The organism is Luteolibacter sp. AS25, from assembly GCF_046736275.1.
Taxonomy (GTDB): Bacteria; Verrucomicrobiota; Verrucomicrobiia; order Verrucomicrobiales; family Akkermansiaceae; genus Luteolibacter.
In genome coordinates this window covers 784,243-810,106 of the sequence record NZ_CP151837.1, presented here as the reverse complement: position 1 = coordinate 810,106, position 25,864 = coordinate 784,243, and the positions used below count along the sequence as shown (strand labels likewise).

General features: G+C 51.1%; 28 protein-coding genes. 7 read left to right on the top strand and 21 right to left on the bottom strand.

The annotated features are described in order from the left end of the window. Positions 1–20 precede the first annotated feature (20 nt). From AAGA79_RS03845 to AAGA79_RS03825, 5 genes are all read right to left on the bottom strand, one after another. The gene (locus tag AAGA79_RS03845; RefSeq protein WP_411827454.1) at positions 21–599 is read right to left on the bottom strand and encodes a DUF1802 family protein; all 579 of its coding nucleotides are present in this window, start codon (positions 597–599) and stop codon (positions 21–23) included. A 9-nt stretch (positions 600–608) separates the two neighbouring features. After that, a complete protein-coding gene (locus AAGA79_RS03840; RefSeq protein ID WP_411827453.1) occupies positions 609–836 on the bottom strand; it encodes a hypothetical protein in 228 nt (75 codons plus the stop codon). 65 nt (positions 837–901) lie between these two features. After that, on the bottom strand, positions 902–1,165 hold the full coding sequence (gene rpsT / locus AAGA79_RS03835; RefSeq protein ID WP_411827452.1) for a 30S ribosomal protein S20: 264 nt from the start codon (positions 1,163–1,165) through the stop codon (positions 902–904). Between the two features lie 126 nt (positions 1,166–1,291). Continuing rightward, positions 1,292–1,888: a L,D-transpeptidase family protein gene (locus AAGA79_RS03830; RefSeq protein ID WP_411827451.1), complete on the bottom strand. Its 597-nt coding sequence runs from the start codon at positions 1,886–1,888 to the stop codon at positions 1,292–1,294. Between the two features lie 23 nt (positions 1,889–1,911). Beyond that, positions 1,912–3,414: a cellulose synthase family protein gene (locus AAGA79_RS03825; RefSeq protein WP_411827450.1), complete on the bottom strand. Its 1,503-nt coding sequence runs from the start codon at positions 3,412–3,414 to the stop codon at positions 1,912–1,914. 254 nt (positions 3,415–3,668) lie between these two features. On the opposite strand from AAGA79_RS03825, the gene AAGA79_RS03820 reads away from it, so the two are divergent. Genes AAGA79_RS03820 through AAGA79_RS03805 form a run of 4 tightly spaced genes read left to right on the top strand, consistent with a single transcriptional unit; the run spans position 3,669 to position 6,801 of the window. Beyond that, positions 3,669–4,181, top strand: coding sequence for a gamma carbonic anhydrase family protein (locus tag AAGA79_RS03820; RefSeq protein ID WP_411827449.1), 513 nt, complete (start codon positions 3,669–3,671; stop codon positions 4,179–4,181). A 37-nt stretch (positions 4,182–4,218) separates the two neighbouring features. Beyond that, entirely contained in the window at positions 4,219–4,689 is a 471-nt protein-coding gene (locus AAGA79_RS03815; RefSeq protein WP_411827448.1) for a bifunctional nuclease family protein, read from the top strand. A gap of 54 nt (positions 4,690–4,743) precedes the next feature. After that, a complete protein-coding gene (locus AAGA79_RS03810; RefSeq protein WP_411827447.1) occupies positions 4,744–5,943 on the top strand; it encodes a hypothetical protein in 1,200 nt (399 codons plus the stop codon). 39 nt (positions 5,944–5,982) lie between these two features. Then, positions 5,983–6,801 (top strand): hypothetical protein, encoded by an 819-nt coding sequence (locus AAGA79_RS03805; RefSeq protein ID WP_411827446.1) that lies wholly within the window; start codon positions 5,983–5,985, stop codon positions 6,799–6,801. 1 nt (position 6,802) lies between these two features. On the opposite strand, the gene AAGA79_RS03800 is transcribed toward AAGA79_RS03805, so the two are convergent. The 9 genes from AAGA79_RS03800 to AAGA79_RS03760 form a co-directional block, all read right to left on the bottom strand. Beyond that, on the bottom strand, positions 6,803–7,645 hold the full coding sequence (locus tag AAGA79_RS03800; RefSeq protein ID WP_411827445.1) for a metal ABC transporter permease: 843 nt from the start codon (positions 7,643–7,645) through the stop codon (positions 6,803–6,805). Continuing rightward, positions 7,642–8,520, bottom strand: coding sequence for a metal ABC transporter permease (locus AAGA79_RS03795; protein ID WP_411827444.1), 879 nt, complete (start codon positions 8,518–8,520; stop codon positions 7,642–7,644). Before AAGA79_RS03795 ends, AAGA79_RS03800 begins: the two co-directional genes overlap by 4 nt. Beyond that, positions 8,513–9,430, bottom strand: coding sequence for an ATP-binding cassette domain-containing protein (locus AAGA79_RS03790; protein ID WP_411827443.1), 918 nt, complete (start codon positions 9,428–9,430; stop codon positions 8,513–8,515). Before AAGA79_RS03790 ends, AAGA79_RS03795 begins: the two co-directional genes overlap by 8 nt. Then, a complete protein-coding gene (locus AAGA79_RS03785) occupies positions 9,427–10,377 on the bottom strand; it encodes a metal ABC transporter substrate-binding protein (RefSeq protein ID WP_411827442.1) in 951 nt (316 codons plus the stop codon). Before AAGA79_RS03785 ends, AAGA79_RS03790 begins: the two co-directional genes overlap by 4 nt. 59 nt (positions 10,378–10,436) lie before the next feature. Further along, the gene (locus AAGA79_RS03780; protein WP_411827441.1) at positions 10,437–11,198 is read right to left on the bottom strand and encodes a transporter; all 762 of its coding nucleotides are present in this window, start codon (positions 11,196–11,198) and stop codon (positions 10,437–10,439) included. A 126-nt stretch (positions 11,199–11,324) separates the two neighbouring features. Beyond that, the gene (locus tag AAGA79_RS03775) at positions 11,325–11,828 is read right to left on the bottom strand and encodes a hypothetical protein (RefSeq protein ID WP_411827440.1); all 504 of its coding nucleotides are present in this window, start codon (positions 11,826–11,828) and stop codon (positions 11,325–11,327) included. A 42-nt stretch (positions 11,829–11,870) separates the two neighbouring features. Continuing rightward, positions 11,871–12,800, bottom strand: a complete 930-nt coding sequence (tilS, locus tag AAGA79_RS03770; RefSeq protein WP_411827439.1) for a tRNA lysidine(34) synthetase TilS — start codon at positions 12,798–12,800, stop codon at positions 11,871–11,873. Positions 12,801–12,829: 29 nt separating this feature from the next. After that, positions 12,830–14,611 carry a sulfurtransferase gene (locus AAGA79_RS03765; RefSeq protein WP_411827438.1) on the bottom strand — a complete coding sequence of 594 codons (1,782 nt, stop codon included), beginning with the start codon at positions 14,609–14,611 and terminating at the stop codon, positions 12,830–12,832. A 237-nt stretch (positions 14,612–14,848) separates the two neighbouring features. Then, positions 14,849–15,451: a flavin reductase family protein gene (locus tag AAGA79_RS03760; RefSeq protein ID WP_411827437.1), complete on the bottom strand. Its 603-nt coding sequence runs from the start codon at positions 15,449–15,451 to the stop codon at positions 14,849–14,851. Between the two features lie 132 nt (positions 15,452–15,583). Between AAGA79_RS03760 and AAGA79_RS03755 the strand changes: the two genes are divergently transcribed. Next, positions 15,584–16,408, top strand: coding sequence for a protein-disulfide reductase DsbD domain-containing protein (locus tag AAGA79_RS03755; protein WP_411827436.1), 825 nt, complete (start codon positions 15,584–15,586; stop codon positions 16,406–16,408). A 17-nt stretch (positions 16,409–16,425) separates the two neighbouring features. On the opposite strand, the gene thiL is transcribed toward AAGA79_RS03755, so the two are convergent. The 7 genes from thiL to AAGA79_RS03720 form a co-directional block, all read right to left on the bottom strand. Further along, on the bottom strand, positions 16,426–17,310 hold the full coding sequence (gene thiL / locus AAGA79_RS03750; RefSeq protein ID WP_411827435.1) for a thiamine-phosphate kinase: 885 nt from the start codon (positions 17,308–17,310) through the stop codon (positions 16,426–16,428). Next, entirely contained in the window at positions 17,307–18,161 is an 855-nt protein-coding gene (locus AAGA79_RS03745; RefSeq protein ID WP_411827434.1) for a lysostaphin resistance A-like protein, read from the bottom strand. The genes thiL and AAGA79_RS03745 overlap by 4 nt, the downstream gene beginning before the upstream one ends. A gap of 30 nt (positions 18,162–18,191) precedes the next feature. Next, a complete protein-coding gene (locus AAGA79_RS03740; protein ID WP_411827433.1) occupies positions 18,192–19,310 on the bottom strand; it encodes an AMP-binding protein in 1,119 nt (372 codons plus the stop codon). Between the two features lie 4 nt (positions 19,311–19,314). Then, positions 19,315–20,283: a hypothetical protein gene (locus AAGA79_RS03735; RefSeq protein ID WP_411827432.1), complete on the bottom strand. Its 969-nt coding sequence runs from the start codon at positions 20,281–20,283 to the stop codon at positions 19,315–19,317. A gap of 165 nt (positions 20,284–20,448) precedes the next feature. Beyond that, on the bottom strand, positions 20,449–21,576 hold the full coding sequence (locus AAGA79_RS03730) for a sensor histidine kinase (protein WP_411827431.1): 1,128 nt from the start codon (positions 21,574–21,576) through the stop codon (positions 20,449–20,451). Positions 21,577–21,593: 17 nt separating this feature from the next. Next, positions 21,594–22,037, bottom strand: a complete 444-nt coding sequence (locus AAGA79_RS03725) for a response regulator (RefSeq protein WP_411827430.1) — start codon at positions 22,035–22,037, stop codon at positions 21,594–21,596. A 5-nt stretch (positions 22,038–22,042) separates the two neighbouring features. Beyond that, positions 22,043–24,277 (bottom strand): ATP-binding protein, encoded by a 2,235-nt coding sequence (locus AAGA79_RS03720; protein WP_411827429.1) that lies wholly within the window; start codon positions 24,275–24,277, stop codon positions 22,043–22,045. 145 nt (positions 24,278–24,422) lie between these two features. Between AAGA79_RS03720 and AAGA79_RS03715 the strand changes: the two genes are divergently transcribed. Both AAGA79_RS03715 and AAGA79_RS03710 read left to right on the top strand, forming a co-directional pair. Next, the gene (locus AAGA79_RS03715; RefSeq protein WP_411827428.1) at positions 24,423–24,965 is read left to right on the top strand and encodes a biliverdin-producing heme oxygenase; all 543 of its coding nucleotides are present in this window, start codon (positions 24,423–24,425) and stop codon (positions 24,963–24,965) included. Between the two features lie 66 nt (positions 24,966–25,031). Beyond that, positions 25,032–25,853, top strand: a complete 822-nt coding sequence (locus AAGA79_RS03710) for a hypothetical protein (protein WP_411827427.1) — start codon at positions 25,032–25,034, stop codon at positions 25,851–25,853. The last annotated feature ends 11 nt before the right edge of the window (positions 25,854–25,864 follow it).

Below are 25,864 nucleotides of genomic sequence, written 5' to 3'. Positions count from 1 at the left end.
AAGGAAATACTATCCGTGACCTATGGCGACGGATTCACTGCCAAAACCGACTCAACTTCGGCCCTCTTTTTCCCGAATATTTCCTCCCCCATTACAGCACTTGAACCAGCTATTGATACCGACTCATCAACCGGTATTTCCAACCAGGACCGGCATCCTCCAAAACGTTTCTCGTAGGTAAGGACTATTGGTTCAGACAGTTTGAAGACTTTCACAAAGGCTACATGAATACTACCGGCAGCCATTCCTTTCCCCTCCCAATCAAAACGATCCTTCAGGGTTTCGGGAGTATAAATGTGATATGGGAGCAGATTCTCGACTTTCTCCCAATCAGTAACAGTCACTGCGTGAACTGCCTCAGCACGATGGGTTATTGAAAACTGATCACCTACCTTCCACTCTTCGCCGGGCGTGAATTCACCTTCCCGAACATGATCATTCTGGGCATGGAATTTTGTAGGAAACAGGTAGAACGATTCATGAGCAAAGGAAAAACCATCACGCCCCTCGTGAATACCACCCTTTCGTATTAGAATAGTCTGTCTTCCGGAAGCAAGAGCATCGCAGATCACTTCCCATTCTTTGAATGCAACGCTCATACTCGGGAACTAAGCTAGGTCCTCGGCAGTGACGGAGCGTTGCTCACGACTTCCCAGAAGCAGTGCCTGATCGATTACCGATTGGGCTTCCCCGTCAAAACGAAAGCTGTGGCAGTTCGGACAAATCGCAGTAGTGCTACCAACGATGGAGTCACAACCTTCACAGACCTTGTAATCATGCGGATTCGCAGCAATTTTAGCTGCTGTTTCTGCACGATTTGGTGTTTCGTTTTTCATAAGGTATAAAAAAAGCGGGTCCGAGAGATTCGGGCCCGCTTGATAAAGAGATCTTTCCGCGCGGATTATCCGATTGCAGCGATAGCCTTGGCAGTCTTGCTCTTAAGGTTAGCAGCTTTGTTCGGGTGAATCAAATTACGCTTTGCTGCCTTATCTACAACCGATGAGAATACGGAAGCAGCTTTGACTGCTTCGTCTTTGTTACCGCTTACGATAGCAGCGAGAGTTGTCTTGCGAGCAGCCTTCATACGGCTTTTCTCAGCGCGGTTACGCTCAGTGCGTGTGATGGTCTGGCGGTTGCGCTTGATTGCAGATTTTGTATTGGCCATGATTTTATGGAGAATATGAGATAAAAATTGATTCGTGCCGTTGAAGGGGGCGGGAAACTAGACGGGATAACGGGTCGGTGTCAAGCTGATCTTTGAGGAATTTTCCCGGAACAGTATGGCTCCGTCCTACCGCGATGCCGTATAAGATCTCTGGGTTTGCGTTTTTTTGATCGAACCGCGTATCACATACACGTCTGCTCCAGTACCCACGCGATTGTAGAGATCCACCACATCATGGGTACCCATTCGAATACAACCGTAGGATGCAGGGCTTCCCAAGCGATATTGCTCAGGAGTTCCGTGGATATAAATATACCTGCGGAACGCGTTCTTGTTATTGCCCTCTGTTCCGGTCAGCCAGAGGATTCGACTCACAATCGGATCCCGCCCTGGTGCATTCGGCTTGAGGATTTCTCCGGTAGGCCTACGGCTTTTAAATACCGCTCCTGCGGGCTCCCCTCCTCCAATCTTCTTGGCGACTTTCATCCGACCCAGAGGTGTCCTGTTTGAATTGGGGATATCCCCTACTCCAAACTTGGAAGTAGAAATCGGGTAAGACTTTACAGGCTTCCCATCTCGTAAAAGAAGCATTTTCTGATCGCGCACACTGACGATCATTTTATTTCTATCGTCCTGGCCGCTATTGGCGCCGCAACTATTCAGGACTAGCGGCAGAAGCAGCCCCGTGAGTGGTAGAAGTAGGCGGGTGATACCTCTTTTCATTTTTTCTATACAGATCTGAAGGATTAGCGGCTGGCGTTTTCGTTTTCAGTGGGAGCGGGACTTGCGGACGAAGGGAGCATACGCACCAACGAGGCAATCGAAGTGTAGAAAAATCCTACAGGAAATGGAAGTAAAAGAATCGAAGAACTCCATCTACCCTGCATCGCAGCTTCGATTACCACAAAGAGGAAAAAGAAACCGAACAGCAACTCAATGAATGGAGTGAGAGTCTTGATGGCTTTGTAGCTGCTCTTCTTCCAATCCGCGCCATTTTGCTCGATTCCATATTTCGGAGTACGGACAAATGCAGATTGATGATTGAAGAGAGCTTCCAAAACCGCCTTAGCGTTAGTTATGGACATTCCGATACCCAGAGCGAGAAGCAGAGGGAGATATGGAATCTCTTTCCACCAAGTATCAGGGCGAAGAGCCTTCTGCGAGGTGAGGTAAAACAGAATCACCGACACCGAGGCGAAGAAGAAAATTGGAATATTGACGATGTAATAGGTGAGTTCGCCGAAATTCGGCTGCTCATACTGATTCGGATAGATCAGGAAGCAGAGGCAAATGAGCAGAAGATACGCGAAATTCGAGGTAAGATGAGCCGTAGCCTCCATCTTCACGAAGAGCGGGACATTGCTTTTCCAGATTGCCGGCAGGACCTTCTTGCAAACTTGGATTGAACCCTTCGTCCAACGGTGCTGCTGGCTCTTAAATCCGTCCATATCCACAGGAAGCTCAGCAGGAGTTTCCACATCATTGAGGAAAATGAAGCGCCAGCCCTTGAGTTGAGCACGATAGCTTAGATCCATATCCTCGGTAAGGGTGTCGTGTTCCCAGCCCCCTGCATCCGCGATACAGGATTTCCGCCAAATACCCGCAGTTCCGTTGAAGGTAAAGAAGCGACCCGAGCGGTTTCGCGCTGTTTGCTCCAATTCAAGGTGACCATCCAGGAACATTGCCTGAATTCTTGTAAGAACATTATAGGTCCGGTTTAGGTGCCCCCAACGTGTCTGGATCATCCCGATTTTATCATCGGAAAAGTATTGGATGGTTTTTTGAAGGACATCCGGATTCGGAACAAAGTCTGCGTCCAAGATAAAGAGATATTCTCCCTTTGCGAAACGTGTTCCGTTTTCCAACGCACCAGCCTTGTAGCCGGTACGATCAGTGCGGTGAATATATTGGGCGTCGAACCCTCTTTCCACAAGATCGGCGATTCCTTTCCTGCAGATATCAACGGACTCATCGGTTGAGTCATCCAACAGTTGAATCTGAAGCTTGTCCTGAGGATAATCGATTTTGGAAACAGCATCCAGAAGGCGCTCAACCACGTGCATTTCATTAAAAACAGGCAGTTGCACAGTCACCAATGGCAGCTCATCAAACATTTTCAATGGCACTGGCTTCTTCCGTGAATGTCTCAGGTAAAGGAAGATAATCGTAAGGCGGTGGGAACCATATCCCGCCAAGCCAATCAAGACAGTGATGTAGGCGACGTACCAGATAGAGACTGAGAGATCCATAGAGAGATTAGTTAACGGTTTTTGATAAAGAGTCTTTCGAGAAATTCGCTGACGAATGAGCGAAGCAGAAAAGCTTACGGGAGGCTTGATGCCAGAAGCTTAGACTACCACGTTTTCCGACACGGCCGGAAGCCACTAAATTTCGAGCCCCTTGTCAAGCTCCCATACGGGATCCGACTATTATACAACTTTACCTTATAAATAGATATATTATCTGAACTAGCCAATTTCAAATCTGTTACCTAGAATGGGAAATGGCGATCGAGAACTACGAAACCTACCAGCCTCTGATTCACAGCAGCGCCTTTGTCGCAGCTAGTGCCGATGTGATTGGCCGCGTCTCGATAGAAAGCGAGTCCAGTATCTGGTATAATGCGACCCTACGAGGTGACATAAACGAAATCTCAATCGGCCCACGGTCAAACATTCAGGATAATGTAGTTATTCACCTCTCGGACGATTTCGGATGCCATGTCGGCGAGCTAGTCACAGTCGGTCATTCAGCAATTCTTCACGCCTGCACGATCAAGAACGAAACGCTCATCGGCATGGGCGCAATCATTCTCGACGGCGCTGAAGTAGGCGAACGAAGCATTGTGGGAGCTGGCGCACTAATAACGGGTGGCACCATTATCCCACCCGGTTCCCTCGTACTCGGTTCACCGGCGAAAGTAGTCCGCACACTCAGTATCAAGGAGCAATCGGAGGTGCAGAAATGGGCAATCAAATACGTGATCCAATCCAGAAAGTTCCTGAATCGCCCCTAAGCATCCAACCCCTGTTCCATCGAAAAACAAATTAATCATGAAGAAGGCTATCCCAGTAGAAATTATGGCCCTTATACCTACCCAGACAGGATGTGCTGTATTCCTGGGTAATTCTCTTAAGACCATCCTTTTCTATATCGATCCGGCGATCGGGCTTTCGATTAACGCGGCAATGACAGAACAGCCCATGCCGCGCCCCCTTGCCCACGACCTATATATGATGACCCTCCAGGGATTCGGCGCGGAAGTTTCACGAATTGTGATCAACAAGGTCGATGGCGACGTGTTTTTCGCGCGTATTTTCATTACCGCCCAGAACGAAATCATGGAGCGCAAGATCGTGGAGATTGATGCGCGTCCTTCGGATAGTCTTGCAATTGCAGCCCGGGCCAAAGCACCGATTCTTGTAGCCGCTGAGGTTTGGGATCAGCTTGAGGACAAGCAATCCCTATTGGAGAAAATGCAATCGAAGAGCGGCAGTGCCGGCTTTGAGGATCTCGACGAATAATTTTTGAGAAATCGCCCCTTGCGATGTGATGACAGCGTTTTAGCTTCTATCATCATGTCGACCACAGCCCTCCCGGACTATCTTTCTCCAGAAATCCTTCTGAACCCCGAAAATCGCGAATTTCCTGAATTCGATATTGTCAGACTTTTGCATACAGTTTTCGAGCCGACTCAAGGCTGCCGGGTTTGCGTTCTGATCGACTTCGATGAACCACAAGATCTGATCAAAGACTTTACCTTCAATGGTAAAGAGGGCTTCCAAGTCCAGAAAAATGCCCACAAGCACTTCTATGAGCCTCTGCAGGAGTATGCGATGGAGAAACTGGGGATGAACGGTGGTGAGATGTTTGCATATCGCTGCACCAACGGCTCAAACCTCGATCTGGACGATGAAGTCTGGGACACAGCGGGCAACCTCTTGTCGCTGGATGAGGATATTTATCCTAAATACGATCTCATCCTATGCATCTCAACTTGGTCTGCAACAGCGCCACTCACAGCCAAGGCGAAGGAATTCGGCTTCCGTGGTGCTACCCTACATGGTCTCAACGATGTAATCCTCAACTCAGGCCTCTCGGTCGACTACAATGAAGTATCACGAGATGCCGAAAAGCTCCGCCTTGCTCTCACCAATGCGGACTCGATGGAAATCGACTTCACCCTCGAGGATGGCCGGGTTCTCACCGCCACACTTGGTCTCAATAAACAGGATGCGCAGAAATCCCACGGCCTCTGTCACGGAACAAAACCTGACATCGCGAATCTTCCCGCAGGCGAGGTCTACTTCGTCCCTGCGGATGCGAACGGCCAGTTTCCTATGAAATACGAGGACGGCACGCTGGGTGTGCTGGATGTGAAAGATCGCAGCATCTATCGCTCCACCCTGATCGAAGGAAACCAGCAAACAATCGATGACCACAATGCACGTCTTGCGGATGATCCTATGACTGGAACCCTTGGTGAACTCGGTTTCGGCACCCAGGTCCTGCCCGTCTCATACGCGGATATCCAGGATGAAAAAGTTTTAGGCACATGCCACTTGGCAACCGGTCGTGATGATCATCTCGGAGGAGATATTTTGCCGGATATGTTCAAGAGACATGAGAATGCCACTCACGACGATATCCTGTTCGCTCCTCACAAAACTCCGAACTTCAACGTCAGCCAAGTACGAATGAACCGCGGCGGGGAACAGGAAATACTTATAGAGAACTTCCGTCCTTCAAAATATCTGATGGACGCACTTGCAGGCTGATTTCGGAAACTGTCCTGATTTCTTTGATTACCAAATTTTATGCGTGAAACACTTATCGTTGTCGGCCTGTTTGTCCTGGCGATGGCGCTCCGCTCTTGGCGGAAAAATTTCGCTCGTAAGATTGGTGCGATCGTTTTTCTGTTTGCGACCTTTGCTTTCTTCTACTTCATAAGTGGGAGTCTTCTCGTCGGTATTCTAGGGTCCTCGCTCTGGTTTTTCCTTCCCTGGATAGAGTTACTCACGCATGTAAAAAAACTACGCATGCCTTTGAACAATCGACTCAGGCATCGTGAACTACCAAATCCGTCCTTCTTCCCGAACGCAATCGAAGCAGCGGCAGGAATGGAAGAAGCCGGGTTTGAGCATGTATCGGATTGTGGATGGCAGTGGTCTGGCATGCAGCAATACTTTCGTCTCTTCTGGCATCCCGAGGAAAGAGCAGTGGCATCCGTATGCCTTTGTGAACAGAACGACGTGGCATTCGCTTTCATATCCGTGACATCCGTGGATTCCTCAGGGAAAACATGGCGGACCACTAACTTCCCCTTTGCCCCAACCCTTCGTTGCTCTCCCAATCTGAAGTGGAACCACGTTCCCTGCGAGAAATCCTGCTTCCACCAGATTCTGAAAGACCACAAGGAATTCCTAGCCAGGAAAAAGGTCACTTCAAATGATCTCATGGTTCCAGATCCTGAATCACTTGAGGAAGGTATCGAAGCCGAGATGAAGCTACAAGTGGATCACAACCTGAAAACCGGTATCATTGAACTAACCGAAGACGGTCACTTTCAGTATTCCAAGCGCGGCCTGATGTTTCTCTGGTATCAGTTCATAAAAGATATGATCCGCCTCTGCTGATCTAGCGAGCGGCCTGCTTTCTCCGTCTCGCCAAAATTCCGTATTTTGGTGCGATTATAAGCGAAATGAGGAAGAACAGCGCTAGAACAACCACGATACAACCGCCTGTGGAAGCATCACTGTGATAGCTGATCAAAATACCTGTTACAGTCGCGAGAACTGCTGAGAATGCTGAAATAAACAGCATCTTGTCGAAACGGTCGGTCCACAGTTGGCCGATACATCCGGGAGTCACCAACATAGCTACCACCAGAACGATTCCCACTGCCTGCAGCGATACCACAATCGCCAACGACAGAAGACCAAGTAGCAGATAGTTCAGCAAGCTTGCTGGAAGTGCCATTACCTTTGCCTGGCCCGGATCAAAGCAAATTAGCAAGAGGTCCTTTCTCAGCAGGAGGGTAACAAATAGAACAAAGCCCCCCATTCCAAGCGTCTGATAAATCTGGGACTTAGTGATTCCCAGAATATTTCCGATCAGAATGTGATCCAGGTGTAGTTCCGAAGATGTCTTACTGAACAAAACCAAGCCGAAGGCGAACAATCCGGTAAAAATCACACCCAAAGCTGTATCTTCCTTAATTCTGCTATTCCGCTTCACAAATCCGGTCCCCAAGGAACAAACCAGCCCTGCGAGAAAAGCACCCAGGGCAAGAGGCAATCCAGCAATATATGCCAAAACAATTCCAGGTAGAACTGCGTGTGAGACCGCATCGCCCATTAGCGACCACCCTCGCAGCACCAAAAAACAGGAAAGAACCGCACACATCGCAGCTACAACGACACCTACCAGAATAGCATTCTGCATGAAGGCGTATTGAAATGGCTCAAAAAACTCATTCATACCGTCATTTCCCTCGTTTTTCCCAGTTTTCTGGCAGCCCGTCGCACAGCCAGGATCCCCTGCTTCGGGGCGAAAACAAATGCGCAGAGAAAAATGATTGTCTGCAGCGTCACAATGCATCCACCGGTGGCTCCATTTAGAAAATAGCTACCATATGCACCAACAACGGCTGTCAGAATACCCAAGCCAGATGAGATCCAGAGCATTTTTACAAAACGATCCGTTAGCAGGTAAGCCGTAGCACCAGGCGTGACCATCATCGCCAGGACAAGGATCGCACCAACAGCCTGCAATGCCGCCACAGCGACCGCTGCAATCAGGGATAATAAAATGATATGCAGTAGGCCCGCATTCATTCCGATTGTTCGCGCCTGATTTGGATCGAAGCAGAAAAGCATCAGATCCTTCCACTTCAGCAGTAGTATGACCATCGTTACCGCACTGATCAGGACAACCTGAAGAATATCACTTCCTGCCATCCCTAGAATATTACCGTAAAGAATCGTCTTCAGATCCACCCGGGCGGGGTAAAGTGTTATCAGAACAAGGCCGGAGGCGAAAAATGCAGTGAAGACAATCCCCATCGTAGCATCTTCACGGATCCGGCTCTGGCTTTTGATAAACGCCATCGCTCCAGCAGCGAGCAAGCCTGCGACGAATGCTCCCAACGCGAAAGGAAGCCCTAGAATAAAAGCAATCGCCACTCCCGGAACCACCGCGTGGGAAAGCGCATCGCCCATGAGCGACCATCCCTTGAGTGTCACAAAGGAAGAAAGAAATCCGCAGACCCCACCCACAAGAGCGCTAACCCAAATTGCCCGTAACATGTATTCATACTGGAACGGGACGAGTAGTTCCTGAAAAAAATCAGTCATGTTCCTTTGAGCGAAGTTTCAAGAGATCCTCATGCTTTTCCCGATCCAGATATTCTAGATGGCCGTCTTTTCCGAAAACCAACGGGCGTTCATCATCACTCATCACACGCACTTTCCGGCCATCATGTTCCTGAATGGTGGATTGCTCGAATTGGAACTCACGCAGCACTCCTCCGAAGGCAGTCGTCAGATTTTGTGCGGTGAAAACATCCGATGTCTTACCGTACGCGAGGACAGTCCGATTAATCAGAACCACCTGATCACAAAACTCAGGAACGCTACCGAGATTGTGGGTAGATACAAAAATGATTGCTCCACCTCTTCTCAGTTCATGCAAAAGCTCGATGATCGCATCCTCGGTTTTTACATCCACTCCGGTGAATGGCTCATCCAATAGAATCACCCGTCCTCCCTGGGCAAGTGCCCTTGCAAGGAAAACCCGCTTCTTCTGGCCACCGCTCAGTTCACCGATCTGCCGATCGCGGAATTCCCACATTGAAACCTTTTTCAGGCTCTCCTCCACCCTTTGCTTGTCCAGCGCTCGTGGGATTCGTAGAAAATTCATCGCGCCATAGCGCCCCATCATCACCACATCCCACACGCTCACCGGAAACTGCCAGTCCACCTCCTCGGATTGTGGAACGTAGGCTACCAGGTTCTGTTTCAGCACCCGGCTCACCGGCAAACCATTGATAAGGACACTTCCGGATGTAGGCTTCACGAAACCCATGATACTTTTGAACAAAGTGGATTTCCCGCTTCCGTTCACCCCCACCAGCGCGCAAATCGTCCCGCTACTCAGCTTAAAGCTAGCGCTATTTAAAGCCTGGTGCCCATTCGGGTAAATCACCGAGACGTCGCTCACGTCCAGAATTACGGATTCTCCGGTCATGTCCTTGTCCATACTCATTTGTTTTGCGTAAAGCCGTTCAGGATTGTTGCTGCGTTCGCCTCGAGTAATCTCAAAAACGTAGGCGCTGGTCCATCCTCATCAGTCAGTGAATCGACATAGAGCACTCCGCCGTAGCGAGCACCAGTCTCCTTAGCCACCTGTTTCGCAGGTTTATCACTGACCGTACTTTCGGAAAAAATTACCGGGATTTGATTCTTTCTAACTTCATCGATCACCTTCTTCACCTGCTGCGGCGTTCCCTGCGCATCCGCATTGATCGGCCACAGATACAACTGCTGCAGGTCATAATTCTTACATAGATAGGAAAACGCCCCCTCGCTCGTCACCAACCAGCGCTGATTTGCCGGAATCAATGCCAGTTTTTCCCGCACCGGGGCGTCCACAGCATTGATTTTACGTATGTATTCCGTTGCATTCGCTTCATAGATTTCACGGTTCTCGGGATCGATTCCTATCAGTGCATCGCGGATATTCTCCACATAGATCACCGCATTGGCTGGAGACATCCATGCATGAGGATTCGGCTTTCCGGTATACGGACCTTCGGAAATTCCCACTGGCTCAATCCCCTCCGTCAGCACCACGCCCGGCACATCCTTCACGTTGTCGAAAAATTTCTCGAACCACAGCTCAAGATTCATCCCGTTCCAAAGAACGAGATCCGCCTGCTGCGCCTTCACAATATCCTTTGGGGTGGGATCGTAACCGTGAATCTCGGCCCCCGGTTTAGTGATTGATTCCACAATCGCCGCATCTCCGGCCACCTCACGCGCCATATCGGCGATGATGGTGAAACTAGTTACCACCCGTTTTTTACCGGTATGGGACTCTTTTTTGCTCCCCTCGCAGCCTATCAGGGCAACCGCGGAGACGGAACACACCGTAACCAACAGTGTCTTACATGCAGTTCTAAAAAATTCTCTACTCAACATTTTCGTAATCATATTCTTGACCTATTTTTGTTTGTTTCAATGTAAATTCTTAGCCTAGGCTAAATTCTTGATCAAAATTTTGCGCTGACACCTACAAAAGGAGTAAAATCCTCGGAATCATTCGAGAGACCCACTCTTACCCCTCCATCAAATTGTAGAGTATCAGTCACTCCAACAGTCAAACCGGAGTTGAAATAGTATTCGGAAAGAGCTTCAGACCCCTCACTGAAGATCGCCACGACCTCGAAGAATATACCCACAGTCTCCGTCAAATCGTGAGCTGCAGTGGCTGAGGTCAAAAATGAGAAATGGTGCCCACTGCCATCTTCATCCGCCACAACATCAAGCTCCGCTTGAAATCCATATCCCCAACCTCCAGCCCCTTCGAAACCAAATGGCACGATTATCCCACCTTCCAGCTCTTCACTGCTAATACCATCGGCACCAGTCGGAAGCTGAATAAACGGCATCACTGCCAAAGCCGTCCCGTCTTCATCGTTTCCCCAGAGATTCCTCTTCACTCGGATTTGCATATCACCAAAGCCCTCGGCTCCACCTTCAATATGGTTATAATGCGGAAGGACAAACTGGACATCAGTCGCCGTATCCAGGCCATATTTCGCATTTAGCTCGCCCAAGCTGTAGGATCTATCTCCGCCATCCTTCGTTACCGCACCAATCTCCAGTTCAAACTGGTAGTGGCCCGCGTCCACCGTATACGGACTCTCCGTTGCATCCGGCCGATCCGTGCTCAAGGGCCGTAAAGACTCCGTCTGAGCACCAACTGTGGAAATTCCTGCCAACATTACTGCCATGCCCGTCATCTGCTTCATTTCTTTTTTCATACGCCGGATAAATAGCCTTAACTAATAAACTTAGTCTAGGCTAATTTTTCAAACGAAAGAGTTTGATGGGTTATTTTCTGGCGGAGCCCTTTTAAAAAAAAGGCTTTTGGAAACCTATTCTGCCGAATCTTTTTCAGCGGGAGGAACTAGAGGCACGGCGATAAGATCATCGAAATCATCCACTTCTCCGAGTTCCTCAATGGCCGGCATCGCCCCTTTTTCTTTGTAATAGATCTCGCGGACTAGAAAGATAGTGGCCAAAGCGATCAAAGCAATAGCCCCGACAATCAGAAAGATTGATCGTAAAACGCTCCATATTTTGCTCCCCCCATCAGAAGAAGGTTTTGTTCCGCCTTTTCCACCTTTCCTGTGGCGTTCTTTTTGTGAAGGCAAGACCTCTGGACTGACGTCTTGAGAAAATTCAATTTTCTGAATCCTTGCAGTTAGAGGAGCTGTTTCATCGCCTTCTCCCGGGATTCTAAGAACCCTGCGACACGACGGGCAAACAACACCCGAGCCATCATGATCCCGCGGAATCCTGAAAATAAAACGGCATTCCGGGCACACGAATCCACTCCAGCGTCTCTTAACTTCAGGTTTTTGTTCGGTTTCAGCCACTTGCCCAGCATCAGAGAAAAGTAGATATCTAGCAAGCCTCCGCTAAATACCCTCTAGAAAAATCCGTCCTTGCCTCCGCCTCAGCCGTCCCCCGCCTGGCAAATTTACAGCGGGACCATTTCCCACTTCCGATAAAGCCAGACACTCATCCAAAAGCTTCCCGCTGATTCCCGGGACTCCGCCACATTCCAGAAACTCCCGGATCACTCCTCTCTGCAATACCCGCGGCAATCCTAGCAGAGCCTCCACATGAATCCTTCCCTGGGGATCCAACGCTTCAGCTCGCCGCACACTCCATTCCAATAATTCCCGCCACTCTCCATCCAGAGAAGCCGACCGTGAAATCAAAGGGCTCACATCGCGTTTCGCAATATCTCCCAACAACGGGAACACTTCATTCCGAATCCTGTTCCGCACCACATCATTCTCCCCATTGCTTGCGTCTTCCCTCCAAATCAGACCTCTTTCCACCATCCATCGCTTCAGCTCCACCTTTCTAGTTTTCAGAAAAGGGCGAAAAACCTCCATCTCAACTTCACCCATCTCGATCTTCTGAACTGCGCTCATCCCGCGGCAGCCAAACGATCCTCTCATCAGATTCCATAAAACGGTTTCCGCCTGATCGTCCGCATGATGCGCCAGAACCAGCCTCCCACATTCATACTTTATACCACACTTCCCGAAGAAATTATGTCTGGCCTCCCTTGCGACGGTTTCCAGTGAACCGCCGGCAGCCATCAGCCCCCGGACATCTGCCCTCCCGGCCTCAAAGGTGAATCCCAGCCCCTTAGTCACACTTTTCACCAGCGCCTCATCTCCATCGGATTCTTCCCCACGCAGTCCATGATTCAGGTGACACACTACAACTTTCTCAAATCCTTTTTCCTTCAACAAATGAAGCAGAACCATCGAATCCACCCCACCGGAAATGCCGGCCAGAATGCAATCACCCAGCCCGATGCCAGCATCCATCAAAATCCCAAGTTCATTTCCCGGACCGCTCAAGAAGCATCAATGGTTTCCAGTTTATTGAAAAATTCCATTTTCTCACCGGATATCGGGTGAGTGAATACCAGCTTCCACGCCTCCAACTCCATCGGAGCATCCCCAACATCCAGCGTTTGCTTGTCGCTCATCTGTCCATTTGGAAGATAACACGGATCACCGGAAACGGGGAAACCAAGCTCCCAAAGATGGACGCGGATCTGGTTTGTTCTCCCTGTTCCGAGTTTTGCCTCCAGTAGAGCAGTACCGTCCTTAAGTCTCTTCTTCACAGAAAAATCTGTCCGCGCTACAAGACCATCCTCGTCCACCACCCGCCCACCGGGTCCGGCGGGCTCCTCGGAAATCGGAGCCTCACAGATCTTCTCATCCCATTCCGGCCAGCCCTGAACCTCCACCTGATAGATCTTGTCTACCTTTCCATCCAGAAACTGACGCTGCATCAGCCTGCAGAAGTGCCGGGTCCTTGCAAATAGGACCAGCCCGCGCGTATTTGCGTCCAGGCGGTGAACCGGCCGTAGAAACTTCGGCTCGTAGACCTGATTTATCAAATACTGCAAAGTATTCCGATGATAGCGCCCACTCGCATGCATCGGCAAAGGCGCCGGCTTTTCGACCACCACAATCGCCTCATCATCCCACACAATCCTGATCCCACGTGCCACGTCGGGTTCTACTTCCGGCGGGAAGATTTGTAGAACGCGCTCTCCTGCCCTTACGACATGGTCGATCCCGCGGACAGCCCCACCATAGCTGACGAAGCGCCCCTCGGCACATCTGCGTTCCCATTCCTCGCGTGGCACCTGTGGAAATTGATCACATAGAAGATCACCCAATTCCCACCTATCATATTTCGCCAGAACATTCACCGGTCGACGATTCTCCTGCGGCTCCGAGCCTGGCAAAACTTTACAAACCTCATCCAGCCTTGCCTGAGCTGCCGCGATCCTCTCCATCATTTTCTCCGGCTCCGGCACGAAACAATGTGGGCAGGTAACTCCCGCCACATACCTCACATCCTCCTGATCCTGTGCATCCAGCGGTGCCTGACATGCGTAGCACACCGCAGTATCTGTCTCGTTCAGCCCCGGATCCACACCTACCCGCTGATCGAATACGAAGCACTCCCCATCGTAGTGCTCCCCACCACATTCTTCGAAATACTTAAGAATCCCTCCATCCAGCTGATAGATATTCTTGAAACCCTCCATTTCCATGAACGGACCCGCTTTTTCACAGCGAATACCTCCGGTGCAGAACATCACCACCGTCTCATCCTTCATCTCCTCCGGCATCTCTCTCACCGCCTTTGGAAATTCCCGGAAAGTATCGATCTTTGGAATCACAGCACCTTTGAACGTTCCCAGCTTCACCTCGTAATCATTCCGTGTATCCAGAAGCGTGATTTTACGCCCTTCATCCAGCCACTTCTTTAGCTCCTTTGCCTGAAGCTTCGGGGAAGTTTTCCGCTCCGGCTCCACACCTTCCACCCCGAATGCAATGATCTCTTTCTTGATCCTGACCAGCATCCTACGGAACGGCTGATCCTCACTCTCACTTACTTTCCCCTCGAAATCCTCCAAGCCTGGGATTTCCCGAAGCCTAGCCATCATGCGATTCACCGCAGCCGCCGGCCCCGCCACGAATAAATTCACACCTTCCACACTGAGAAGAATCGTCCCACGCAGCCCAGCCGCTTTGCACAAATTCAAGAGCTCCTCACGCAGCTCTTTCAAACCGCTGAGTTTCACAAAACGATATGCTGCCAAATTTGTAACCATTTCTCCTGTCATTTCCGTCAAAGGAAATTGCCAACCACTCCTCCACTTTGCAACTGCACAGCTCCGAAAAAGGAAATTTCAGGATTAGAGAAGAAAATTCCACGCCCTTTGCCCGCTAACCGGCGAGCAGCCTCACCCGTATCAGCGACAGGCAGCATGGATATACGACACGCTCCACCGTCGCGATCAAGGTTTGCAGCGTCTGCCAGTTAACCCACTCATTTCGGCTGAATAAAATCAGTCGGGGCGTTCCATTTCGAATAGATCTCCGGTCCGGCAATAGAAATTCGGGGACGCCATTCTACCCAGCGGGTGGAACTTTTCGCCGATCACCCGAAGCTTCTCCTTATCGAAAAATTCATCCGCAACGTGCACCCGGTGAACAATTCCAAAAATTAGACGATTTTCTCCAATCTCCTGAATCGAATGCACCTTGCACTCCATGGCTGCCGGCACTCCTGCAATCCGTGGCGTGGAAACTACCGTCGAAGCCAAAGTCTGCAAGCCGGCCTGCTCTGTCTCGCTCGCGCCATTCTCCAGAGATGCTGCGGTCGCAACCATTGCCTCCCCCATTTCCTCACCCACCATGTTCACCACAAATTCACCGGTCCGCTTGCAATTCAAGGCGGAGTCCTTCGGCACACCCTCACTCCGGTCTCCCGGTGCGAATACCACCAGCGGAGGATTTGCTCCGAAGACATTGAAGAAGGAAAACGGCGCCGCATTCACACTGCCATCCCTGTTCAGAGTGGTCACCCAGGCTATCGGCCGTGGTGTTACAATCGAAGCGAGTATCGGATAGGCACGATCCGCATGAGTTCCTAGTAAATCCAGTTCCATCCCCGGAAACTAGCGACAACCGTCCCTCCCGCAAGTGGACTTATTACCCGGAAACACCTCCACAGCCCCCGAAACCCAAATCAAATCCTTGCCCACCTCTCCCTGCGGTGGAAAATTGAAAATCACCCCGTCATGATTCGCATCCTCCCAGTCCTCGCCCTTGCCAGCCTGATTTGCTCCGCCGAAGAACCTACCAAAGGCGTGGATCTCGCGCTGGTTTCCTCCGTCCGCGGAGTTGCTCCCTCATCGACTTTCACGGCCGGGCTCACAATCAGTCACCATCCTGGCTTTCATACATATTGGAAAAATCCGGGAGCAGTCGGCTATCCGATCCGCATCGATTGGGACCTTCCGGTGGGATTTACCGCCAGTGAAATCCGGTGGCCCTTTCCGGAAATATCCTCCATGGCCGGCTACCCTGTCTTCGGCTACGAAAGGGATGTCACTCTTTTGGTCGATCTCACCGCACCAGCTACCCTTCCGGACAAAGAGCTAAACTTCCAAGCGAACGTTTCGTGGATGGCTTGCTCCGACTCCTGCTTTCCCGGCATCCGCCGCTTCACTCTCACCCTTCCGACCGCAAAAATTGCCGAACCAATACTGGAAAATCAGGAACTTTTCAGCGACGCGGAGAAGCAAATCCCCAAGACCCTAGGGAAATGGAAAGCCGAGCTTTTGACCGCCCGGAATGCGGAAGTGATCACTCTACTTCTTACGCCTCCATCCGATATTGATCCCGGCAAAATTGAGTTCTACTCCAGCGACGCTCAAATCTCCTCTGATCCCACGCCGGAAATCAAAAAACGCGAAGACGGCCATTACAAGATCTCGGCCCGGAGATTTCAGTTCTCCCCGAAGGATTCACAATCCCTTCCATTCGTAATTTTCACAGAAAATCCGATAACCGAAGACGGACAGAAATTTGGCAAACTAGAGCCCCTCTACCCGGCACAGTAACTACTAGCCCACCACCTCTATTGGAAATGATCCCAACCAGTTCGCAGGCTCCCACCGTCCTGTTTACCAACTAGTTTCCCGATTTTCGTCAGCTCCAGATCAGGAAACGCTCCCGCCCATCGCTGCTGAAAGCCGCATCCGGCCTGCGCAGTCAAAAGAAGCTCGAAATCCTCACCGTCACCCACCGCCTGCTGCACCGTTGCACCATCGGTTCTTGGAATCATATCCTCATCCACCTGAAATCCACAACTGGAAGCCCTCGCCAATCGGGGGAGATCACTCCCCAGTCCATCGGAAAGATCCATCATCGCCGTTACCACCCCACTTTCCGCCAGCCACGCACCTTCCTTCACGCGTGGTAAAAATGAAAGGTGCTTCCCGCCGAGCGAGCCTCCCAGCCTCCCTGTCACCCAGATCTCATCCCCCACGTTTCCCCCGCTTCGCAGGATCTCCTTGCCCCGCTCCACCCGACCAGTGGCCGCTATCGATATTACCGCGGAAGAGCCCTCAGGGACCCTGCAGGTCTCCCCACCTGCCACCGTTGCACCATATTTTTCCAAGCACTTTCCGATGCCGCGGTAAAAACCTTCTACCCACGAAACGTCACAGCTTTTCGGCAACGCCAGCGTTATCAGGAAACGCTCCGCACTCCCGCCCATGGCCGCAAAATCCGAAATTACCCTCGCCACAGCTTTCCAGCCAACCGCCTCTGGATCCGCATCCTTCAAATAATGCACCCCCTCCACCAAGGCGTCCGTTTTTAACAACTTCAGAAAATCCCCCCCCTCATCCACTACCGAGCAATCGTCCCCCGGACCCTCGCTCCCAACAGCTGTTGGCACCAGCGATACCAATCTCTCGATCAAAGCGTCTTCACCGATTTCTCCCAGACTCCTGCTCATTGCCCTGCTACCGAATCGATCCCATAAAACCTCGCACCCAACTGAATCGAAACAGTCGCCGCATTGAACAGAAAATGCACCGAAATGGGTGCCCAAATTGAGCCGGTAGCCTCGTAAAGTAGCGCCAGAACCACCCCGAAGATGAATAGCGGCAGCAGCGCGGCCATACTTCCGTGCACCGCGGAAAACAAAAGTGCCGTACAGATCCCCGCAACCCAAGGCCCGGAAAACTTCTTTGCCACCGGATAGAGATAACCACGGAACACAACCTCCTCACAAACCGGAGCCACAAGAGCCGCAGCGAAAGCCATCAAGCCTACAATCATCAGATTTTTCTCTTCCTGGAACATCTTCACAGTCTCCTGCACCTGCTCCACCCCAAGTTTATCCATCAGATCCATATAGCCGATACCGTAGAGGCCCACGAAAAGCCCCCACATCCCCACCACAGTGAAGGGAGCAATCAAGAATACCAATGGCCAATTCTCCCACACAACACCCAGCCACTCCCTGATATTCGCCCTGCCCAGAACGATGACACCGCAGAGGCCGGCCATGAAAAACTGAAAGCCGATCGAGAAAATCATCCCCTCCATCGAGGCCTTCACTGGCTCGTCCGTATCCAGCGTCAGCATATTCCCCAACGAAAGAACGTAGAAAATGCCGCCGATCACTACCAAACCGATTATGTCCAGCCGATGGTAAAACCAAACCGGCACCTTCCCGACAGGCAACGCCGGCGGACTAAAATCTTTCGCAGAAACGACCTTCCTCTGCACGACCGCAATCACAAACAGGATCACCGCCGTTAAAACGACCGTATTGACGACAGTAAGGGTGATGTTCTCCATGAATTTCGATAAACCTGTAACCTATCGACCCTAGGCGCCACCGCTAAATAACTCCCCCACCATTTCGCGCAACCGCCCCCGCCTCAGCTTGCCCAGAGGAGAACGTGGAAACTTTTCTATCGATACCCAACTTTCCAAACGCGCAATACCCGAAGCCTGCCCTTGGTAAGCGGTAAAATGCTCCTGCTCTTTTCCTGAAATCTGCTCAAAAACGGCCACCAACTCATTCTCTCGCCTCGAATTCGGCAGATTCACCACCGCGAAGCAATCCCGATCCACCCCACCACCCGAACAATTTATAAATGCTCGTTCGATCTCCTCCAGATCCACCAATTCTCCCAAGACTTTCACCAACGAATCAGCCCGCCCCAGCGGCTTCAGGATACCGCCGCGCAGTCCCACCCTGTCGTTCGTAGTGAATTGCCGGCCTTCACGCTCCGCGAAAAACCAATTCGAATCCCTTTCCACCAGACACCCGGAAAAGAGCGCGTCGCCGCTAAGTTTCAATAGCCCACATTCACCAACGAAAGCATCCCAGATAGGCAGCACCTCCAGAGGCTGTGCCGCAAACCCCATCTCCAATCCATTCACCTTCTGGGTAGCCACCTGTGAGCAGGTCTCCGTCATCCCGTAGCTGGCAAGGACCGGCCAGCCCAGATCTCTCGCCGCCTGCCCCATCTCCGCGGGTAAATTACCTCCGCCCACCACAACTGCCTCCAGCGATTCGGCTCCCCGAAGCCCTGCCTTCACCAAATCATGCACCTGCGTCGGCACCAGTGAAAGGTGGGTAATTCCAGCCTCTTGATGCCATTTTGCAAAAGACTCCGCCTCCCATTTTCCCTCAATTACCTTCAATCCACAGCCAGCCAGATACACCCGGGCCGCGATGCTGAAGCCACCTACATGATTCAGAGGGAGCGCCAGTCCCCACACGGACTTCCCACCTACCTCCAGCCACTCATTCACCGCCTGCGCGGAGTGAAGCATCGCCTTTTTCTCCAGCACAATCCACTTTCCCGCACCAGTGCTCCCGGAAGTCCGGAACAGCACGCAAGTCCCCAATTCAGGCAAAACCCCGCCGAATTCGCCCGCCACGAAGCATCCGTCGTCTTCCCAGAAAGCAGCAGAAGCCAGATAATGCGCATCCATGAAATTAAAGTTTCATCCAAGGCAGAGCTGCCAACGCATCATCAAAGCCCAGCCCCGTTCCATTCGGAATTTTGAAATCCGGCTTCCATGCACCAAGCTGCTCGGTAAACTCATCCTTCTCGAATAGGTGATGGGTCTGGAGACCGCAAACCCCGACCAAGCCGGGAAAAAGCAACTCCGTTCGCGCTGCCTCCCAGGCTGCAAACGCCTGCCCGAGCGGATGATCCATATAGCTTGTCATCACCACCCGCTGGCTGTTCATCGCCGCCCCCTCGCTCAGTAGAAAAGGCTCATCCACCGCCGGCTTCACAACAGTCACCTGTGCGGCTTTTCGATGTGGTCCCGATTCGTGATCCACCGCCAGCATCACCCGATGCTTCTTCCAAAGCTCCGCCCACGCAGTCTCGGAAAACGGACAAATATCCTCCACGAAATCAAGCGCCAGCTTCACTCCACCGGAAAGCCCGCCCAGAAATTCATCCGCCTGTGACTTCTCCAGAGACTCATTGAAATCAATCCGCCACTTCAGCTTAGGATGTTCAGCCACCATCTTCTCCAGAAACCCGGTCACTTTCCCGAAATCCTCCCCCGCCTTCAGCTTTATAAAATCAAAACCAGCTTCAACAGCAGCGGAGACCTCCTTTTCCTCCATCCCAGTCACCGTCGCATGACTTCTTGGCACCTCCATTTCCTCGAACAGCGATTCCTCGCGACTCCGTGCCGCATGATCAAACTCCGCGCAACGGATCGCCCGCCGTACAATCGGCCAGAAGCGCCTTCCCCTGAGATCCTCCAAACACTTCTCAACCGTGGGATCCCCCAGCTCCGGCCAAGGATGAATACATCCGTAACCCTCCCCGACTTTTATCAGGACCCCATGAAACTCGCGCCGCGTGGAAATTGAATTCAGAAATCCACGTGACCTAAGCCTGTATGGTGAAATCCAAACCTCATTCCCTTCGATAAAATCCATTCGCATCTGCTCAAATTGTTAACCAGCCAACATCTTTCCGGCGATAGCAAACCGCTACCCTTCCGCAGTGGGACAGCTTTCCAACCGGATCAAATCAGCCCCTCTTTTCGAAACAAGCCCCGTTCCTGTTGCAGCACACCCTTCGGATATCCTCGGAATAGCTCCTTAATTTGCTTCACTATCATTCCCATCTTTTTTCGCCTCCTGCAAAAGGTCGATTACAACCGTCGTTCCTTCGCCGACCTTGGAAATAATATCCAATGAACCACCCATCCGTTGCACCGCGTTCTTGCAATAATACAGACCAAGTCCCGTGCCCTCTCGCGCAGCAGTCGAGCTACTGCGGAACATGGGGTCACACACTTTTTTAATGTCCCCCTTCGGTATCCCGACACCATTGTCTCGAAGATATATCCGCAGGTATTTCACGGAAATACGGATAGGCTCAGCGCGCACCTCGATTTCCAGCGGTCTTTCCCCATCCCGATAACGTACTGAATTTGAGAGGAGATTGATAAATACTTGTTTCAGTGCCTGGGGATTCCCCAAAGCCATCTGACTATCCATCGCTATGGAAAATTTCCCAAGATTCTTTTCATCCGCTCCTAGCGCTTCGTATGCATCACCTAGAATCTTGTCGACCTGCAACTTGAGCATTTCATCTCCCTCCGTTGAGAGAGCGGAAACCAACAGGCCGGAGATAACGTCGTCGATGTTACAGGCATTCTGCCAGGCTCGATCAACCAGTGACTTTTCCTTCTCTTCTAGTGTGCCCTTCAACAACAGACGCTCAAGCGTCGCGGAAACCGCGTGCAAAGGATTTCGGATCTCGTGGGCAAGTGTCTTGGCAAACAGCTTCAAATCCTGATTTCGCTTTTTGAGATCCCTCTGAATTTCAAACCTCTCGATCGCATGCCTCACCGAGCGCCGGATTGATCCTTGCCCGATATTCTCTTTTGAAAGGAAGTCCTGGGCACCAAAACGGATGGCGGCCTTCCCCAGCTTTTCATCCTCGAGAGCGGTAAGAACAATTGTCGGATAACCTTCAAAATGCCCCAGACCTTCCGAAATTGTATGGGAATGGTCACTATCCGGCAGGTTCAGGTCCAGAATGACCGCATCGAATTCCGATTCTCCAGCCAGCTTCTTACCCTCCTCCAGTGTGCAGGCACGGCTCGATTTAACCGCCCACGATTCCCGGCTTTTGTTAAGTGCGCGTTGGAAGAGAAACCAATGGTCATCGTTATCCTCGATCACCAAAAGTCTCACCGCAGCTTCCGTATCAGAACTCATGAATTATTAGAAAAATATCACGTGTGATTAGGAGGTGGCTGATTCCACACTCCCCAGTAAAGGCTTAAATCGGTAATCATTTGCTGAAAACTGTCCGATTGCACAGGTTTAATCAGATAGGAATTTACGTGATATTCGTAAGCCGCCGCCCTGTCCGAACTCTCGCTGGAGGTTGTAAGCATCACCACGAGGAGATGTTTCAATTCAGGACTCTCGCGGATCTCTTTGAGGACCTCCAAACCATTTTTCTTAGGTAGCTTCAGATCCAAGAGCACCACCTCCGGCATTCTCCGTCCCGCATACTCGCCCTCTTGCCGCAAATAAGCCATTGCCTTCTCTCCATCATCCACTCGGTTAATCGAGTTCACTAACCGGGATCGGCGCAAACTGCGTATGCACAGCTCGGCATGGTCATCATCATCCTCTACCATTAGGAAATCTATCAGGGCACCATCATTCATTTTTACTAATCTGTCTTTTGCTTGGGAAAGGTAAGAACAAAGCACGATCCGGCCCCCTCGCTAGAGATTATTTCTACACCACCGCCTATCTGTTCAATCACTTTTTTCACCGTAGCCAGTCCCACACCGGTTCCATGCCGTGAATTATCCAAACGCTCAAAAAGTCGGAAAATCCTGTCGTGATGCCTCTCGGGAATCCCTCCTCCATTGTCTGTTACCTTATAGATCACAGATTTTTTCCCGCTGGAGCAAGCGACGGAAACTGATGGCAGTTCCGTGTCCTCAGGCATGTATTTTGCGGCATTCTCCAATAGGTTCCGGAATACACGGGTAATATCTGTTTTAGCCCCAAAGACCTGTAGAGGGTTTTCGGGCATAAGCAGCTCTATCCCTTTCTCCTCATACCGCCCTGCGAACTCTTCTTTCAATGATTCAAAGAGTGGTTCCATATCGATGATCTCCAGAATACTCCCTTCCCTTCCGATCTTCGAGAACTCCAGCAAATCATTGATCAGAATTCCCATCTTCTCAACGGCCGCATTGATACGGGAAAGCGAATGTCGCGCCTGATCCAGATCACCATCGTCCAGATCTTCAACAGTAGCCCTCACAAAGCCATTTACCGTTACCAATGGAGACTTGAGATCGTGCGAAACGGAATAAGCGAACTGCTGGAGCTCGGTGTTCCGGTTCAGAAGCTCTCGGTTCAAGTCCGTTAACCTTCTGGATCTCTCGATCACAAAGGCTGCCAGTGCGGACCGGATTTCCCCGGCAATTACCAGATCCGTCTCGCTCCACTTTCTGGATTTATCCTTTATCACCTCCTTGAAGGCCGCGAAAGAATCTCTGGGGCTGAGTCTTCCTGTATTCTCGTCCCGTTTCACCTTGCTGCTATCGCCACCCCAGTTGATCTCGCTGACCGTCTCGTCACGGAAAACCAAAATCTGCCAGTCGGATCCAATTTTCAGCGATAGAACTCCTGCGGAATCGTCATTCTCAAGACCTTCCCCCTCCATGAAATTTGTCGACCATAATCCCAAGGCAATTTCTTCCACTCCGAGCTTTTCGGAAATTTTTTCACCAATCTCCAAAACCTCTTTGGCAGGAGGCGTCGAACCAGCAGTTTCCACCCATCCGCTTTCGATCACTGCGATTCCATCCGCATGGAACAGCTCGAGGAATTGGTCGCTGTGTTTCACTATCGTCTCCTGGATTTCCTCTCCTGTGACCAGTCGACGAATGGTGCCACTTAAATTCTCCCGCCTCACCACCCTCTCAGCCATCAGAGAATGCTGCTCTGCCGAAGCCAGTCGAGTCGACAAAACCTGCCCGTAGTGCACGCAAGCAGCCCGGGCTGCATAACTGAAAAACCGTGGACTATAGTGATGACATGCGATTAATCCCCACAGTTCCCCCGCGGGATCAAGAAGAGAGATAGACATCGAGCAGCGCACTCCCATGTTTTTCAAATACTGGATATGGACCGGTGAAACCGCTCGAAGAACAGAAAGGCTCAAATCCAGCACACCCTCTCCTTCGCCGGGACATTTCGCGGACTCGATCGGCGAAGGTTCGTCAGCCGTATCACGGATCAGGCGGATCCAGCTTCGCTTATATAGCTCACGTGCCTGGACAGGGATATCACTCGCGGGGAAATGAAGGCCGAAATACGATTCCCTGCTCTCATCCCTTTCTTCTGCTATCACCTCACCGTTCCATTCGCCATCGAACCGATAGATCATCACCCGGTCAAAGCCCGTGTATTCCCTGATATCACGCGCCATTCCGGTGGCCACGTCCAGCACATCATTGCCGGTCTCCAGGGAAAGCAAAGTGTTCGCAGTCAGCCGGAAATAGTCATCCACACCTTCCGCCCTCTTCTGTACCGGCTCCAACTCGACCACCAGAAAACTTCCGGACCGATGGACCACCGCATCAAAAACCGCCACTTTTCCCCCAACTTCCACCTCGAAACGAAACGGGTTATTGAAAAGGTAGGCAGGAGTATCCAGCGCTGCCAAAAGAGAGTCGTGGCTGGCATTCAAAAAGAATTTGGAAAGTTTTTGACCAAACATTTCCTCCGGACTTCTACCCAGGTGTTCGCTCACATTTTCGCTCACATGGGCGATCAATCCCGTCTCCGTATCTATCCCGATCAAAACCCCGTGGGACTGCACTTTTCCCAGCAGATGAATAGGCTCCTTCGCGCACTCCTCCAGCTTTTCCTTCAAAGATTCCATAGCAATTTTCAATAAAGACAAACTTTGTAAAAAACACCCACTTTACCGTAAGCCTTAATTACAAGAGGCTTTCTACATGGGCATTCGGCTGCAACAATAGACCACCGTCGCAGTCCCTTCAAACACATTGATTCGTTCCTTTTCCATGTCTTCTCAAAATCCCACTCAGTTGCTTTCCCGGCTTCGCTCAGCCACCGCCACCGCTCACGCCACGCTCGATAGCTCCACCAATCTCGAAGCCATCACCTCCTCCCCGCAAGCTTGTGCTAGCTATGTCGAAAAATTTGCCCTCGCCACCCGTGAGGTCTTTGCCCGGATCGACTGGACTCTTGCCGAAAAACTAGGGCTTCCTGACGCCCCTGCCCGCCTTGGCCGATACCAGAAGCTACCTTCCTTCCATCTTGGATCCAACCACTCCTCACTCCCTTGCTTCATCGGTACTCTCTACGTTCTGGAAGGCAGCATCCACGGCGGAAAAACCATCCTCGAAACCCTGCAGAAACATTATCCCGAGGCTACGTTCCCGGGGATCTATTTCCTAAAGGGTTTCGGTTCGGAAAACACCGCCCTCTGGAAACGCTTCATCGGTTGGCTCCAGTCACTGGATCTCACTCCTTCGGAAACATCAGACACGTGTGACGCCGCTTGCGAAACATTCGCATGCTTTCAGAAACACCTGATGCCCTAGTGAGGACGTCATTCCTCATCAGCAAATAGATTCGCTATAACTCCCAATCCATACATGATTCTTCACATGAAAAGATCAGCGCTCTATTTCATTGCCGGAGCTTGCCTCCTGAACACTCTTCCGGCCACCGCCGAGCTTCCCGAAATCACCAGAAAACCATGGGCGGGGTATTTCATCGGCATCGAGGAGAGGAAATTCCAATTCGGCTACCTTCCCAACGGTGAGGGGGAACTCGACCCCGTCGACAGCCGCGGGGAGAAAATCAGCGCGAACAACTCCATCGAAATCGAGTTCAAGGTTCTCGAAACGGCTCCCGATGGAAAAGTCGTCAGCAAGCAAATCAAGCCAGGCTCGCTGACCAGTAGTAGTCCTGCCGATAAGAACCCGACCAAGCCCATAACCATCTCGGGAAAAGTCACGGGGGACGCGACATTTCAGATCATCATCACACCCGGCAGCAAAACATTCTCCCTCTCCGGAGCCATCACCGATCAAGGATCGCTGAAAAATCCTCTGACCTTTCTAATCAGCGCAAACTTCAACCCCTACGTATATCAGAGCGCTAGCGATAAGGACGAACTGGAAAAATTCGAAAAGAAGATCAAACGTGAGGAAATGCTTATCGAGCTTTCCTCCGGAAAATCCGAGAAAATCGAATTTACCGAGAACGCCAACCTTTCGGAGAAATTCCCGGAGCCAATAAAGAATTTGGAGCTCAAAACAGCAGCATACGGCGGCACGGAATTCGAATTCTCAGCCACCGGAGATTCAAAAATCATTTTTGAAGACCGCGGCAAAGACTATCTCTGGAACTCCTTCACTCTTCATTGGATTCCTGATCCATCCGCTAGCCCGGATTCACAGAGCCTCACGATCGGAGGCAATTAGTTCTCTTTTCC